The organism is Bacteroides sp. D55t1_190419_B8 (assembly GCF_015558905.1).
Taxonomy (GTDB): domain Bacteria; phylum Bacteroidota; class Bacteroidia; order Bacteroidales; family Bacteroidaceae; genus Bacteroides; species Bacteroides vicugnae.
In genome coordinates this window covers 1-14982 of record NZ_JADMOU010000045.1, presented here as the reverse complement: position 1 = coordinate 14982, position 14982 = coordinate 1, and the positions used below count along the sequence as shown (strand labels likewise).

Genomic DNA, 14982 nt, shown 5'->3' with positions numbered 1-14982 from the left:
AATCGATATCAATGCCTCTCTAATAGTGATATACATATACTATGACTTTTACGTTGTTTGTATTTATTTCTATCTGTATAAAATGACTGTGTCATCCCCAATATAAGTGGATGATTGGCAAATAAATATTTTATGAAAACAAAAATTGTTTATGTATTGGTCAGTGATGAGAGAGATCTTTATTTGGAACAAGCATGGCTCTCTCTTTATTCATTACGACTTCATAACCCAACAACACATGTAGTGGTGTTGATAGATGATAACACAGAACGTTCATTGATTGGTAAGCGTAAAAAATTCTGTGAGTTAGTGACAGAAATAAAGACAATAGATGTTCCTGCTGAATATACAGCTGCGCAGCGTTCGCGATATATTAAGACTACAGCTCGGCGGCATGTGGCTGGTAATTTTTTATTTATTGATACCGATACTATTGTTACTGATACTTTGGATGATTTGGATGATATGGAGATAGAAATTGGTGCAGTTCCAGAGTTTCATGTAGATTTGAGTCATTTCCCTGGTGTAGAGGGGTTACATATTACAGCCCAACAACTTGGTTGGAGCTATGATAAAAAAGATATGTACAATTATAATAGTGGTGCTATTTTTGTAAAAGATACTCCTGTTGCACATCAATTCTACCAAATGTGGTCTGAATGTTGGCTAAAGTCTATGGCTATACTACACCGTCATCACGATCAACCGCCATTAGCAATGGCTGATCATCTGTTAGATCATCCTATTGTACCCATGAGTGGTATCTGGAATTGTCAAATATTAGAGCGTGGTATTTTCTATCTGCCTAGTGCGAAAGTGGTGCACTATTTTGGCACCTCATTATCAAAGGATAAAGATGATTATATCTACGCATTTGAGGGGAGTGATATACTTCATGAAGTGAAAAATTTAGGTGGTATTAGTAAGTCTACACATCAGTTGCTTGTTAATGCAAAGGGGATTTGTAATTCTCATACGCAAATTGTAGCAGGTATGGAGGCTGATTTACTTTATACACACGTTTATCGTGTTGTTAAGAATTTATATAAGTATCATTCAAGTATTTTTCATTTGTTGGATAATACATTGAAGTGTTTTGGTAAAATGAAAAGTAAATTTAAATAGTTGTATTTGAATATGAGAACTTTACACATTATTATGCCAATGGCTGGCGAAGGATCCCGCTTTTTGAAAGAGGGGTGGACGGTACCTAAGCCTTTGATACAACTCCATGGCATTCCACTCTTCAAAAGGGCTATTGGCAGTTTGGAAGTAGAGGACATAGAAATGAAATACTCTTTTATTGTTCGTCAGGAACATATTGACAAGTATGCTATTGACAAAAGGATAAAAGATTACTTACCTACAGCTAATATATACTCTGTATTAAAGACCACAAGGGGGGCAGTAGAGACATGCCTGCTGGCCAAGAAAGGAATTGATAAAGATGATGCTATCATTGTTATGGATTGTGATTTAGAATTCCGTAGTCAAGAATTTATCACTATAATCAAAGAAAGTCTATCTAAAACGATAGAAGAGGTTGATGGAGGAGCATTGGTTTCTTTTCAATCGAACATGTCTAAATATAGTTATGCACAGGTTGATGAGAATAATAAGGTGTTGAGAACGGCAGAGAAGGAGGTGATTTCCAATCATGCGTTATGTGGTGCCTATTTTTTCTCTAAAGCTGAAGGCTTCTTATTGGCTGCTTATCATTTATTGAACGAAGTGAATTTCAGCAAACCGGAGTTTTATATATCGTTGTTATATAACTATCTACTTCAAAATGGTGAGACTGTACAATTAGCTGAAATGGAAGAATACTACTCTTATGGAACTCCAGAGGAATTGAGTAAATATTTATAAGTAAGAGAAAGGTATTCGTAAATTATTGTGTGATATAGACAATATATTGCTGCTTCTGGCTCATTCATCTTATTTTGAGGTGGTACAATTACAAGTATATTGATGTAATTATCCTGACAGACATTTTTTGTGTGCTATTAGATATTGTGAGTTAAACTTTATCTTAGTCTTCAAATGGTAAGAAATAAAGTGATAAAATTTCTTTCAAATAGTGCATTTATATTATTTGTTATAGACCGTATAGGTAGTGTGTATGGTAATGCCACCTTTTTGTAAATTTATTCTTCAATTTGCTAATAGGCAGTGTATTGGGCTATCTTTTCAATTGATTTATTTTAAAATGATAAGAAAAAAATGAATGAAGCAGTAAAACTGATAATCACCGATTTTGATGGTACATTAGTGAATACTTTTGAAGCCAATTTATGTGCTTATCAAGAAGCTTTTGCTTCTTGTGGGCTACAGTTAGACAAAGTCCTTTATCAACGATGTTTCGGGTTACGTTTTGAAGCTTTTATGGAGAAGTCTGGTATTGCAGAGCCTTCTGTATGCCACCTCATTAAGGAAAAAAAGATGCAAGTGTATCCTCATTATTTTGACAAGTTGAAACCGAACTTAGTATTGATAAACTTTCTCAAGTCTTGTAAGCAGTCGGGTATACAAACAGTTATTGCTTCTACAGCACGTAAAGAGAATTTATTCAATGTACTTAATTATTTGGAGGTTACCGATTTTTTTGATTTTATATTAAGTGGGACAGATGTATCAAGAGGAAAACCTGCTCCAGATATTTATATCAAAGCGTTAGAAGTAGCGCAAGTTAATGCTTCGCAAGCACTAGTTTTTGAAGATTCAGAGGTCGGTTTTCGGGCAGCAGAGCAAGCTGGTTTAAAATATATAAAGATTAATTCTGAGTTTTATGGAAATTGAAGTAAAGGGACATTCGGGTTGTAGCATAGACATTGTACGTGAAGGTAAAAAACTTTTTATCTATAAATGTTCTGAAGACCCTAAATACTTAGATCGTTTGGTAAAGCAGGCCGAGAAACAACAGCTGGCTTCTATGTATGAATATCAACATACTCGTATCCCACAAATATTCAGTGTGGATAGGTTGAGAAATAAAGTGTCTGTAAAGATGGAATATATCTATTCAAAAAACTTTATAGGTTATTTTGAGTCGGCAGGTTTTGAACAGATTTCCTACTTCATCAAAGCGTTAATTCTTTTTATTGAGAAAGAATTGAAAGAATCTCCTATGCAGATAGTAGCAACACAAATGTTGCTTGACAAGTTTAAAAGTGTGGGCGAGAAGATTGTCTCCAACTTAACACTACGTAACGATGATGAGGTGAATGAGTTGTTTGCACGTTCATTACAGATATTTCAGAAGATAGGGTATATAGAAATTCCAGTCGGTATATGTCATGGTGATTTAACTTTCTCCAATATTTTATTCAATGGTAATAATTACTACTTGATAGATTTTCTGGATTCGTTTATAGAATCTCCTTTGATGGATATTGTTAAGATACGGCAAGATTCTGCTTATATGTGGTCACAGTTAATGTATATTCATGAGTATGATCGAACTAGGTTAAATATAATTTCCGAAAAGGTAGATCGTGACATCACTGCTCATTTTGAACAGTACAATTGGTTCCGTACCTATTATAAGCCTTTTCAGTTGATGAATTTCTGGCGTATTTTGCAATATGCCAAGGAAGAGAGAGTTATTGTTTATTTGAAGCAAGTCATTAAATCTATTTTGTATGAGTTTTAGTCTGATTGTACCTATTGCTGCCAATAAGAAAGAGTATGAGAAACGGATTCCAGAGGAGTTTTTGCTAACTCAAGATGGGTTAATGAGGTGCGTAAAAGCCATCATGGGGATTGATTTAACTCATTTTCACCATATTTATTTTACTGTCCTTCGCGAACATAGTGAACGTTATTGCCTTAAAAATCTGTTGGAACTACAGTTCAAGAGATTAGGGTTGAAAGAAGCCATGGTAGTAGAGCTAGAGCATTATATGCAGTCACAACCCGAAACTGTGTATGAAACTATTAAGCAAGCGGGAATATCAGATTGCTTTATGGTGAAAGATGCTGATTGCTATCTTGAGGGTGAAATTCAGCCAGAGAATAGCATCGCAGTTTTTCCTTTAGAGAAATTGGAATGGGTAGATCCACAACATAAAAGTTATGTGGCAGTAGATGATATGTCCTACATTACTAATATCATTGAGAAACGTATTATTAGCCATTATTTTTGTGCCGGTGCCTATGTGTTCGAAAGTACAGATGACTATTGTCAATGCTTTGAATCGTTAAAACATAATGAAATGCTATATCTGTCGCATATTATTTATAAGATGCTTTTGCAAGGTAATATTTTTCGTCCTATTGTAGCGAAAAGTTATATTGATTTTAATATTAGTAATCGAAATATTTTTATTTGATACCATGGTGCCGGAAATATCTATTATAATACCTGTTTACAATGCAAAGTTATTTCTAAACAGATGTATTGATAGTGTTCTTTCTCAATCTTTTGAGAATTTTGAATTGTTGTTGATTGATGATGGAAGTAATGATGGAAGCGAATTGATTTGCGATGGTTATGTGGCAATAGATTCTCGAATAAGTGTATTCCATAAATCTAATGGAGGGGTAAGTGCTGCTCGTAACGTGGGAATAAAACATTGTCGTGGAAAGTTCGTGACTTTTATTGATGCTGATGATTACGTAGGTTATGATTTCTTGGATAGGTTGATTGCTGGAAGAGAATATGATTTTGTATATGGAAACTCTTATATTGTGGGTAGTAATCATCCTTGTGTAATTGAAAAAGAGGTAAAATTAGTGATAAATGATGAAGCCTCGTTTAACCAAAATTTCAAATTTATACCTTTGGCAAAGCTTTCTCCATGGAATAAACTGTATAGACGACAGATTATTGAAAATTACCATTTACAGTTTGATGAATCTATGTGTTATGGTGAGGATACGCTCTTTGTGTTGCAATATTTATTTTATAGTCAATCAATATGTATGAGAGGAATTGTTCCATATTATTATGATGATTCTTCTTCTGATAAATATAAAATTTCTCATTCTTATTTGCTAAATTGGCTATCGCAATGTATCAACTCTTACGAGACTATCTTTGTAAAGTGGAACTCTTCTTATGAAAAGGCATTGGTGCTTGATGCTGTAGTAAGCTTTCAACGTAATAACTATTATAGAATTTTGATGTCATTAATAAAAGATGATAAAATAAGTGTTTGTGAAAAGCTCTGCATTATTGATAATATGCGTGTCGCGTTAATACCCCGGCAAGCTGCTAAATTTGCTTCAAAAAAAGAGAGATTTGTAGAACTGTCTTTTTCATTCTCATTTGCATGGATTACATATTCACTATTTAAAATCATTTCATACATAAAAAGTTAAATATGCGTATTTGTATAGCAGGAAGAGGAAACGTGAAGGACCCTATCTTATGGTCTGGAACTCCCCAAAAATTATATAATGCCTTTACTAATCTTCCTTCACTTAATATCGATATTTTGGATTGGAGCATTTTTAAACCATTTTTTAGTTTGTATTGTGTGGTATATGGTAAATTCTTTTTCACATGGGGGGCGATTTGTGACCCGTTATTATACAGTTTAGGCAAACGTACAATTAATAAGAAAATAAAATGTTTATCTAATAAGTATGACTACATTCTTTTTTGTAGTGGTGATCTTTGTATTACAAATTCAATGAGAAATTTTGCGAAGTTTGCTTATTATACTGATATTTACTTGGCTGATGTAGTACCTTACTATAAAAGAAAAAAATGGGGAGTAAGAAGTTTTTTGAAACAATATAATGAGAACTTGAAAGAGCAATATAATAGGTGTGATTTTATTTTTACGCAAAATGAATGGACAAGACAGAGTATTATTGATAAACTGCAAATTCCATCAGATAAGGTCATTAATGTGCATTTTGGTGTAAATTTAGCGCCCTATATAGGTGAAAAAGATTATTCTAGAAATTTGCTATTAATAGTTCTTCGTAAAGGCTTAGAAGAGTATAAAGGTTTGTATCTATTGTTGGATGCATTTAAGATACTTTACCAAGATATAAAGAATGTAGAGTTGGCAGTGGTGGGAACAGATGTAGGTGATGGAATAGAGGGAGTAACTTGTTATTATAATCAACCTCGTGAGACTACAGTCAAGCTTTTTCAAGAATCTACATTATATGTGATGCCGGCAATTCGTGAACCTAATGGAATAACATATTTAGAAGGATTAGCTAATAAATCTCCTATAGTAGGGTTAAATAGATTTGCATTTCCAGAGTTTTCTGGTTATGGAGAGTGGGGATTCCTATGTGAAAATGATAATCCCAATGAATTAGCAGGGCTTCTTAAAGATGCGCTCTCTGATAAATATAGATTAAAAGAGATGGGATTAAAGGGACAGAAGTTTGTTGAGAAAAACTTTAAATGGGAAGTCGTAGTAGATAGAATGCTAACAGAAATGAATCGGTGAACGATTCTGTAATTTTGTGTCAATACTTTAAACAGCAAACAAGAATTTGTTAGGTTTATATGCTATTTGAACTTTTAGCTTTATAATGTATTTCAAACGATAAATTAGATGATAAACTTTCTAAAAGCCTTATGGAAAGCATTCTTTATAGCTCTGAAGAGTAAATATAGGTGGCTTTTAATACTCTTTATTTTGTGGCTATATCGAGTAGATTTTATCTCTGCTGATGGAGGAGGATTAGCGAAGACTTTACAAGTAGTAACGTTATTTGGAATGTTTTTTTTAACCATCAGCTATCGGAAGAATCTAATATCAATAGCTTATAACAGAACAAATTTACCAATCCAATCAGTGTTTTATCTATATACTTATGCACTTATCAGCACGGCTTGGGCCTTGATACCTACATTCGCTTTTTTTCTTTCATTTCAGAATTTGGCATTACTTCTTGTTTTAATTTGGGTATTTGGGCAGTTCCGTGATTTTAAAACAATGGAAAAGTCCTTCTTAATGATTGCTGTCTTTACAATGCTTTTTGAGGTTATTACTGTCCGTTTCCTAGAAGGATTTAGTTTGTTTTTTCATTTTTTGCAAAGTGGCTCGGCGGCAGCTTTGTGTTTTTCTTATTGTATAGCAGAATTATTAGCTATGAAGCGTCCGGATAAAGAGCGGAAAATTCTTTTAAAGTGGACTATTGTTATTTCATTAATTGTATTAGTAATAAGTACTAGTAGTGGTGCGAATGTATCTGCAATTTGTGGCTTTGCCATTGCTTTGTTTTTTTCGAGAAAGGTATTCTATTCATTATTGCTTTTTTCTTTAGGTATTTTTCTTTATTTAAATCAAGATTTGCTTACTACATTAATGTTCCTTGTGATGCCTGGTAAATCGTTGGAAACGGTATCAAGTGCTTCAGGTAGGCAAGCTTTATGGGATGTTTTATTGAATTTAGCTGCTCAAAAACCTTTTCTTGGTTGGGGATATGCTTGTATTGAGCGTGCTGTAACGAATACAGGATTTATGGCAAGTGATGCCCACAATAATTATTTGGGAATTTATGGCAGTTTGGGAATAATCGGATGCGCTTTTTTAGGATTTCAATTTCTTTCTACTATGCTATATTCTTTTAAAAGAAGAATGAAGTGTGGATATTTAGGCATCTTTGCAGCGACATGTTGTGCAATTCTCAATGGATATTCTTATGGTTTTCTGTCAGGCAAGGCTTGCTCTATTACAGTGATCTATTTCTCTTTAGTTGTATTATCCTTTACTTATTCAAGAGTGAATTATTATGATAGATATGGAGTTGAGTAGCAAGATTAAAATTGCAAGCTTATTATGTACTATGATGGTGGTATATCGACATTCCCTAAATTATTTAGCTTTTTTCAATTCATGGACAGGTCATGGAATAAGTGGGTTTGTTGAGGATGGCATCTCTCTATTGACAGAGATAGCAGTACCTTATTTTTTTATCATATCAGGCTTTTTCTTTTTTCGGATCTCTTATTACGAAAAAAAAAATTACTTCAAAATGCTTGAGAAAAAAGCGAAGACATTATTAATTCCATTCATCTTTTGGAATATAGTGGGAGGGGTGATACTGTGTTTGTATAATCGGACTCAAGTAGGAGATTCAATAGTTAATTGTGTTCAGCAGTTATTTATGAGTAATTGGTATGGGCCATTGTGGTATGTGAGGGATTTAATGACACTAATGCTATTAGTGCCTTTATATGGATGGATTTTTTTGTGTAATAAGAGTTGGTTATATTTAATTATAGTACTGTTGTTATTTTACTATTGGATGCCAAGTGATGGCAATTGGATTTCAACAGAAAGTGTGCTATTTTTCTTTCTTGGTGGAATTTTACAAAAATATGAGAAAATAGTGGAGATGCAAATGCCCTGCAAGATGATCATGGGAGGTACTATTTTGTGGGTATTATATTCATTCGGATTTATCCCTATTGAGAATACTTATCTGCATAAGATTAACACAATATTAGGTTTGGTCATTTTTTGGCAGTTGGTTAATTTGCTTACTGCTAAACAAAGTGAGAAGTTATTGACATTGTCTAGTTATTCTTTTTTGATTTATGTAATGCATTTGTATTTGATAAAAGTTATGAAACAAGGATTAGGTGCCTTATTCTTTGAAAATGATATGATGGCATTATTATCTTATATTTTATTACCTCTTATAACTATGTTTATTATTATTGTTATAGGAAGATTATGGGTTAAAACTTCATTAGTCACCTATAACCTCGTAACAGGCGGGAGATTATGAATCAGAATTTGTATATAGATAGAGATACTTCATCTGTCATTAAAGGTGTATTGATAATTCTTATCGTAATGGGGCATAATAAGGTGTTATGTTCAACTGATAATAAGGGAGCTGACTATCTTTATCTGTTTCATGTTATATGTTTTTTTATTCTACCATTTTTTTATGATACAAAAAAGGAGATAACAGTAAAACGTCTATGCGATATAGTGGTGCGGAACTGGATTCCATATTTTTGGATATGCATTGCTTGTTATGTAATATCTAGTGTAGTAAATCATGAGTTTAATTGGGATTGGAGTCATGTGTGGGCTTTTGTTAATGGAACGCAAACTCCTTTACTAAAAAACTTTGGTTTTATATTTCCATGGTTTCTTCCAACTTATTGTTCTTTTTACATACTTTATTTGTTTACTAATAAATACAAACATTTTTATAGATTGTTGACTGTATTGTCGTTGATTACTTGGAGTTTCTCGTGGTCACAGTTCCATTATTTTAAAGGTATAATACCATTTGGTATTGGTCTAGCTATCTACTATTTTGGTTTCGGTGTGCTTTCTTTTTATGTAAATCGTTTATCTGTTAGAATGAAATACTTAGGAGCATTTCTTTTTGTGTTACTTTCAGTAGATTACTGGCTGGATTATTCGTTTTTGTCTTACTCTTATAAATTGTTACCTATATGTTTTTTTCTGGGATTGTTGTGGATAGCACCTTATTTGAATTTTCGTTGGCTAAAATTACTAGGTGATAACTCTTTGGGTATTTATATGATACATATTTTTCTGGCAAATGTGTCTTATTTTATTTTTCCTGATAATTTTGGGGGAGGGATGATTGGACTTGTGGCAACCTTGTTGATATCCTTGTGGTTGGTAAAATGGGTAGTCAAGCGAAAAAAAATGAGGAGCATATTTCTCCCAAGATCTTGGAGTGATATAAAAATGAATGTATAGACTAAAATATAAGTAGGTTTGTATAGATAAATGGATCAGTGTTTATAATATATTAATAGTATAATAATGAAAATTCTTTGGGTTAATCCGTCTTTTTTAGATTATCGAATACCGGTTTATAAACGATTATATGAATTGACGGGTGGAAACTTTTATATACTGTTTTCTAAAAAACGTGTATCGGAACGTATTTGTCTAAAAATACAAGAAGCCGTTGGGGGTAATGCGATCTGCTTTGAAGGTGAGAAAAGAATAATCTTTGGAGAAAAAGAAGGAATGTCTAATAAATGGATGTCTTTTCCCATCACAAAAGGATTATATAAACGAATAAAAAAGATAGATGCAGATATTGTGATTGCTGAAGGATTTTTTCAATGGACCCCACAGGCTGTACGGTATGTTTTTTTTCATAGAAAACCTCTATTAATAGAATATGAAAGAACTAAGCATACAGAAAGATCCTGTCCAAAATGGAGAATGATATATCGAAAATTAGTGGATCAATTTGTTTCTGGATATCTGTGCAATGGAAAACTTACTAAAGAGTATCTTTTTGATGAGATGAAGATAAAAAAAGATAATTTGTTTGTTGGAGGAATGTCTGCAGATAGTGAAGGCTTAGTTAGTGCTATACAGAGTATGTCCGTGGAAGAATGTATTACTTTTAGAAATAAATTAAATATAAATAATAGTGGAATCGTTTATATATACGTAGGGCAGCTTATTGAACGTAAGGGGGTAATATATCTTTTAAATGCTTGGAAGAAACACATTCGAAAATATAATCAGGATAATTTATTAATTGTCGGCGGTGGTGACTTGTATAATAGTTTTGTAGATAAATTTGGAGATGAAGTTAGTATCCATTTTACAAATGGTATTGATTATGATAATATATATAAGTATTATGCAATATCCGATGTTTTTATCATTCCAACATTAGAAGATAATTGGAGTTTAGTGGTGCCAGAAGCAATGGCTTGTGGGTTGCCGATTGCTTGCTCCATTTATAATGGATGTTATCCGGAATTAGTGCATGAAGGTGAAAATGGTAAGCTATTTGATCCGTTAAAGCAAGAAACGGTTATTGAGGCATTGGATACGTTTCACCGAGTTGATTTACAGAAGTATGGAGAATATTCTAGAAAAATAGAGAAGTATTATAATCATGAACGAACAGCTAATAACATTTATGCTGCTTGCGTGGAAGTATTAAATAGAAACAATAAATGAAATGTTACAGATTGATTTGTCGGTAATTATTCCTGTTTATAATGCCGTTCCATTGTTAGAACGTTGCTTGAATTCTATCTTTATCCAAACTACACAATATTCCTATGAAGTGATATTGGTGGATGATGGTAGTACAGATAATTCGGTAGAGGTTATTAAAGCTAGACCAGAAAGGAATATTGTGTTGCATCAACAATCAAATGCAGGACCTGCAGCTGCACGAAACAAAGGCATGGAGTTAGCAAAAGGCAAATATGTAGCTTTTATTGATGCTGATGATTATTGGAATGATGGCTATATAGAACAAACGGTACAGTTTCTAGAAGAACATGTGAGATGTGTAGCTGTATCGGTCGGGTGTAAATCCATTTCGTTTGGTAATCCACCTTGCTATTGTCCTGCTTTCGTCAATGATAACTCGAAAATTTCGGCTTTTGTTATAGATGATTTCTTTACATATTGGGCGGAACACTGTGTGCCAGGTACATGCTCTACTACTATACGAACTGATGTTGCGAAAGCTTCGGGTGGAATGCGCCGTGACTTACGTATTACAGAAGATTATGAATATTGGCTCTATTTATCAACATTTGGTAAGTGGGGATTCATTCCTAAAATCCTTTATGTAAGTGATGGTGGCATTGTGACACAAAAGCAGGGACATGTGAAGAAGGATATTGAGCGTGCACGCAAATCACCAGATATGGCTGATTTTGAGAAGCGTATCATTAAAAGGATAACCGAAGTTGATGCGAAAAACTATATAAAAGTTCGTGGTAGAGTATCTAGAGTATTAGTATATAGTCATGTAATTACAGGTCGTTTTAGTTTGGGAAGAAAAGAAGCGTTATGTTATGGAGAACACTTTCCAAAAGATAAAATAGGTATACTTATGAATATTGCTAAATATACAGCTTTTACTTGGTGGTGTCTTGCTTATATGTTGCGATGGAGAGAGTATCATAGATAAAATATAGAAGATAAATATGCCTAAAATTATAATTATACTTCCCTACTTTGGGAAATTTGATTCACTATTTACATTTTGGTTGCAATCATGCGCTTACAATAATACGATCGACTTCCTTGTAATAACCGATGATAAGACAAAATATAATTATCCTCAAAATGTAAAGGTTGTCTATGATACATTTGTGCATCTTCGTGAAGAAATTCAGTTGCTTTATGACTTCAAAATATCATTGGAGACTCCTTATCGGTTTTGTAATTTTAAGCCTGCATACGGAGAAATTTTTCAAAATTATTTGGAAGGATATGATTTTTGGGGGTTTAGTGATTGTGATATGTTATTTGGAGATATTATGAAGTTTATCCCTTCTGATTGGAGTTGTTACGATAAAATAGGAAAATTTGGTCACTTATCATTAATCCGCAATACGGAAGAAAATAGAATGTTATATAAGGAAAATGATGCATATAAAATAGCTTTCTCTACTAATCGTCCTTTATTTTTTGATGAAGACGCGTTCCCTTATCTTTTTGAAAAGCATGGAAAGAAAATTTATCCGTTTCCTATTTTAGATTTCATGCCTAGGTTGAAAGAGTTGAAAGTGCTTAATGATAAGCTAGGAAATAGGATGAGTGTGTTTACTTATGAAGAAGGACGTATTATGCGATATTCTTTATATGAAAATAAAATAGTATCTAATGAATATGCATATATTCACTTTTTGAAACGCCCCATTGAAATAGCCTGTAATGGTATACCTCAATCTTTTTTGATTGTACCCAATCAATTTATAAATATGGAGCCGATTACATTAGAATTGATTGTTAAACATGTCGGCAAAGGAATTTTTTGGGCATATTGGCGAAATAGCTTCAAATGGAAGAACTTTAAGGATAGGCTGTACAATAGGTTATGGGGAAACCGTGCGGATAGAAATCTAATTCAATGTATGAGGAGAAAGATTGATAGAGCAGGCTAATCAGTAATAGAATATGTTTCGTTTGAAATGTTATTATCATGAGTGTCTGTTAAATATTGTATGTGTTTTTCATGTGCTTTTATATTAATTAGTAGATTCTTTATAACTGTTGAAATAGGGATTTCATGAATTATACTAATTGTTACTCTTTAGAAATATAGACATGTATATATTATACAGTGTTACCTTATTTTGATATTTTCTTTGATAATCGATAGTCGTTGTGCTAAATAGTTGATTTATAGGCTATTTTTTTTCTTTATGTGCTATTTGTGAATGGCGTTTGAACGCAGAAATATATCGTACTCTTTGATGATGCGATATGTAAATTAAAAATTAATAATATATATTATCCCCAATGCTTTATAATAGTTTCTCTTTTCTACTATTCTTTCCAATAGTAGCAACATTCTTTTTTCTTTTACCACATAAGATAAGACAGGGATATTTACTCGTAGTGAGCTACTTCTTTTATATGAATTGGAGTCCTACGTATAGCTTGTTTCTTGTATTTGTTACTTTGGTAAGTTATGTCGGAGCACAGATACTTCAAAAGTTTTGTGAGAGTGAGAATGATAAACTAAGAAGGGGTGTCTTAGCTAGTACACTTTTGCTTTGCTTTTCAGGATTATTTATTTTTAAATATCTCAACTTTCTGAATGATTCGCTTTGGGGACTATTTTCGCTGATGGGTATTCGAATGGAAGTGCCACATTTAGAGTTGCTATTACCAGTAGGTATCTCTTTCTACACTTTTCAAGCGTGTGGATATATGATAGATGTTTACAGGCGGCAGATTATGGTAGAGAGGAATTTTTGCACATATGCACTGTTTGTCTCTTTTTTCCCGCAAATTGCAGCTGGCCCTATTGGGAGAGGCAAGGAGTTGTTGCCACAGTTTAAGGTGAAGCACTATCTTAATAGAGAGGATATTACTACTGGATTACGCTGGATGTTGTGGGGTTATTTTATGAAGGTTGTGGTAGCGGATAGGTTGGCTTTGTATACAGATGCTGTGTTTGGCAACATAGCACATCACACAGGGGTGTCGATATTAGTAGCTGCTGTGCTTTTCACTTTTCAGATTTATTGTGACTTTGCTGGATACTCTTTTATTGCTTTAGGGTGTGCACGTATTATGGGATTTCGATTGATTGTGAACTTTGCACGACCTTATATGGCAACTAGCGTACAAGACTTTTGGCGGAGGTGGCATATTTCACTTTCTACTTGGTTTAGGGATTACCTCTATATTCCTTTGGGTGGTAGCCGTTGCAGCAAATGGCGTACAAGGATGAATCTAATGATAACTTTTGTAGTGAGTGGGTTGTGGCATGGAGCTAACTGGACTTTCGTGATCTGGGGTGGACTGAATGGGCTTTTTCAAGTGATAGGTAATGTAATGAAGCCTATCAAAGAACAGACGCGTTTGTGCTGTGGATTGAGAAAGGATAGTATATGGCTAAAGGCTTTTAATATCTTACTGACTTTTGTACTAATGACAGTTACATGGACTTTTTTCAAAGCACATACATTGGAGGATGCATTACTAGCTATTAGCAAGATGGTACTACCAGCAGGAGTTCTTTATAAACCCGACCTTTCTGTGTTACTCTATGGCACGATGGGGGTAGGTGTGTTGATGGGGTGTGATATGCTTGAAGAGAAAAATGGAAAGCATCCGTTACTAGAGAATGACTCGATAACTATTCGCTTTGCTTCGTATGTGGTTCTATCAATGATAATTCTAAGTGTAGGAGTTTTTGATGGTGGACAGTTTATCTACTTTCAATTCTAAGCAACAATGGATATAAGTAAACAGGGTATGAGATATATAGGCAAGGCGCTCTTGCTATTTGTTCTGTTACTAGTGGCAGACAGAGGAATAGGGTATAGTTTGAAATGGATGTATTTCAACCAAAAGGGTGAGGATTTTTATTATACGACTAAAGCGTTGGATGAGCAAACTGCAAACTTGGTAATATTAGGGTCGTCACGTGCTCGTAACCATTACAATCCGGAGATATTGCAGGATTCTTTAGATATGAGTTGCTACAGGGCAGACGCATTATATTTTTTACTATCCCACTCCTGTTTTTATTCTATTTATATGATTGATTATTAACTTATTA

General features: G+C 33.5%; 15 protein-coding genes. All 15 read left to right on the top strand.

Annotated elements, in window-relative coordinates; translation table 11 throughout:
- Positions 1 to 132 precede the first annotated feature (132 nt).
- The 15 genes from I2I13_RS23070 to I2I13_RS23000 all read left to right on the top strand — a co-directional run bounded on the left by I2I13_RS23070 (position 133) and on the right by I2I13_RS23000 (position 14975).
- The gene (locus tag I2I13_RS23070) at positions 133 to 1125 is read left to right on the top strand and encodes a hypothetical protein (RefSeq protein WP_195650646.1); all 993 of its coding nucleotides are present in this window, start codon (positions 133 to 135) and stop codon (positions 1123 to 1125) included.
- A 12-nt stretch (positions 1126 to 1137) separates the two neighbouring features.
- Positions 1138 to 1869 carry a glycosyltransferase family 2 protein gene (locus I2I13_RS23065; RefSeq protein ID WP_195650645.1) on the top strand — a complete coding sequence of 244 codons (732 nt, stop codon included), beginning with the start codon at positions 1138 to 1140 and terminating at the stop codon, positions 1867 to 1869.
- 354 nt (positions 1870 to 2223) lie between these two features.
- Complete coding sequence (locus I2I13_RS23060; RefSeq protein ID WP_195650644.1) at positions 2224 to 2799, top strand: HAD family phosphatase; 576 nt, start codon at positions 2224 to 2226, stop codon at positions 2797 to 2799.
- Positions 2789 to 3652, top strand: coding sequence for a phosphotransferase (locus I2I13_RS23055; RefSeq protein WP_195650643.1), 864 nt, complete (start codon positions 2789 to 2791; stop codon positions 3650 to 3652). Before I2I13_RS23060 ends, I2I13_RS23055 begins: the two co-directional genes overlap by 11 nt.
- Complete coding sequence (locus tag I2I13_RS23050) at positions 3642 to 4331, top strand: hypothetical protein (protein ID WP_195650642.1); 690 nt, start codon at positions 3642 to 3644, stop codon at positions 4329 to 4331. The genes I2I13_RS23055 and I2I13_RS23050 overlap by 11 nt, the downstream gene beginning before the upstream one ends.
- A 4-nt stretch (positions 4332 to 4335) precedes the next feature.
- Positions 4336 to 5322, top strand: coding sequence for a glycosyltransferase family 2 protein (locus tag I2I13_RS23045; RefSeq protein WP_195650641.1), 987 nt, complete (start codon positions 4336 to 4338; stop codon positions 5320 to 5322).
- A 2-nt stretch (positions 5323 to 5324) separates the two neighbouring features.
- Positions 5325 to 6416: a glycosyltransferase family 4 protein gene (locus I2I13_RS23040; protein WP_229128703.1), complete on the top strand. Its 1092-nt coding sequence runs from the start codon at positions 5325 to 5327 to the stop codon at positions 6414 to 6416.
- Positions 6417 to 6524: 108 nt separating this feature from the next.
- Positions 6525 to 7730 (top strand): O-antigen ligase, encoded by a 1206-nt coding sequence (locus I2I13_RS23035; protein WP_195650640.1) that lies wholly within the window; start codon positions 6525 to 6527, stop codon positions 7728 to 7730.
- Positions 7708 to 8709: an acyltransferase gene (locus I2I13_RS23030; RefSeq protein WP_195650639.1), complete on the top strand. Its 1002-nt coding sequence runs from the start codon at positions 7708 to 7710 to the stop codon at positions 8707 to 8709. Before I2I13_RS23035 ends, I2I13_RS23030 begins: the two co-directional genes overlap by 23 nt.
- Entirely contained in the window at positions 8706 to 9668 is a 963-nt protein-coding gene (locus tag I2I13_RS23025; RefSeq protein WP_195650638.1) for an acyltransferase, read from the top strand. Before I2I13_RS23030 ends, I2I13_RS23025 begins: the two co-directional genes overlap by 4 nt.
- 66 nt (positions 9669 to 9734) lie before the next feature.
- The gene (locus I2I13_RS23020) at positions 9735 to 10901 is read left to right on the top strand and encodes a glycosyltransferase family 4 protein (protein WP_195650637.1); all 1167 of its coding nucleotides are present in this window, start codon (positions 9735 to 9737) and stop codon (positions 10899 to 10901) included.
- A 1-nt stretch (position 10902) separates the two neighbouring features.
- Positions 10903 to 11871, top strand: coding sequence for a glycosyltransferase family A protein (locus tag I2I13_RS23015; RefSeq protein WP_195650636.1), 969 nt, complete (start codon positions 10903 to 10905; stop codon positions 11869 to 11871).
- A 16-nt stretch (positions 11872 to 11887) separates the two neighbouring features.
- Entirely contained in the window at positions 11888 to 12850 is a 963-nt protein-coding gene (locus I2I13_RS23010) for a DUF6625 family protein (RefSeq protein ID WP_195650635.1), read from the top strand.
- A gap of 799 nt (positions 12851 to 13649) precedes the next feature.
- Positions 13650 to 14648: an MBOAT family protein gene (locus I2I13_RS23005; protein ID WP_229128702.1), complete on the top strand. Its 999-nt coding sequence runs from the start codon at positions 13650 to 13652 to the stop codon at positions 14646 to 14648.
- Positions 14649 to 14675: 27 nt separating this feature from the next.
- Positions 14676 to 14975, top strand: a complete 300-nt coding sequence (locus I2I13_RS23000) for a hypothetical protein (RefSeq protein ID WP_229128701.1) — start codon at positions 14676 to 14678, stop codon at positions 14973 to 14975.
- Positions 14976 to 14982: the final 7 nt, after the last annotated feature.

What these genes read in the sequence shown, in the direction of transcription:
- I2I13_RS23070 (WP_195650646.1), top strand. Translation starts at nt 133, where the DNA reads ATGAAAACAAAAATTGTTTATGTATTGGTCAGTGATGAGAGAGATCTT.
- I2I13_RS23065 (WP_195650645.1), top strand. Translation starts at nt 1,138, where the DNA reads ATGAGAACTTTACACATTATTATGCCAATGGCTGGCGAAGGATCCCGC.
- I2I13_RS23060 (WP_195650644.1), top strand. Translation starts at nt 2,224, where the DNA reads ATGAATGAAGCAGTAAAACTGATAATCACCGATTTTGATGGTACATTA.
- I2I13_RS23055 (WP_195650643.1), top strand. Translation starts at nt 2,789, where the DNA reads ATGGAAATTGAAGTAAAGGGACATTCGGGTTGTAGCATAGACATTGTA.
- I2I13_RS23050 (WP_195650642.1), top strand. Translation starts at nt 3,642, where the DNA reads ATGAGTTTTAGTCTGATTGTACCTATTGCTGCCAATAAGAAAGAGTAT.
- I2I13_RS23045 (WP_195650641.1), top strand. Translation starts at nt 4,336, where the DNA reads ATGGTGCCGGAAATATCTATTATAATACCTGTTTACAATGCAAAGTTA.
- I2I13_RS23040 (WP_229128703.1), top strand. Translation starts at nt 5,325, where the DNA reads ATGCGTATTTGTATAGCAGGAAGAGGAAACGTGAAGGACCCTATCTTA.
- I2I13_RS23035 (WP_195650640.1), top strand. Translation starts at nt 6,525, where the DNA reads ATGATAAACTTTCTAAAAGCCTTATGGAAAGCATTCTTTATAGCTCTG.
- I2I13_RS23030 (WP_195650639.1), top strand. Translation starts at nt 7,708, where the DNA reads ATGATAGATATGGAGTTGAGTAGCAAGATTAAAATTGCAAGCTTATTA.
- I2I13_RS23025 (WP_195650638.1), top strand. Translation starts at nt 8,706, where the DNA reads ATGAATCAGAATTTGTATATAGATAGAGATACTTCATCTGTCATTAAA.
- I2I13_RS23020 (WP_195650637.1), top strand. Translation starts at nt 9,735, where the DNA reads ATGAAAATTCTTTGGGTTAATCCGTCTTTTTTAGATTATCGAATACCG.
- I2I13_RS23015 (WP_195650636.1), top strand. Translation starts at nt 10,903, where the DNA reads ATGTTACAGATTGATTTGTCGGTAATTATTCCTGTTTATAATGCCGTT.
- I2I13_RS23010 (WP_195650635.1), top strand. Translation starts at nt 11,888, where the DNA reads ATGCCTAAAATTATAATTATACTTCCCTACTTTGGGAAATTTGATTCA.
- I2I13_RS23005 (WP_229128702.1), top strand. Translation starts at nt 13,650, where the DNA reads ATGGTAGAGAGGAATTTTTGCACATATGCACTGTTTGTCTCTTTTTTC.
- I2I13_RS23000 (WP_229128701.1), top strand. Translation starts at nt 14,676, where the DNA reads ATGAGATATATAGGCAAGGCGCTCTTGCTATTTGTTCTGTTACTAGTG.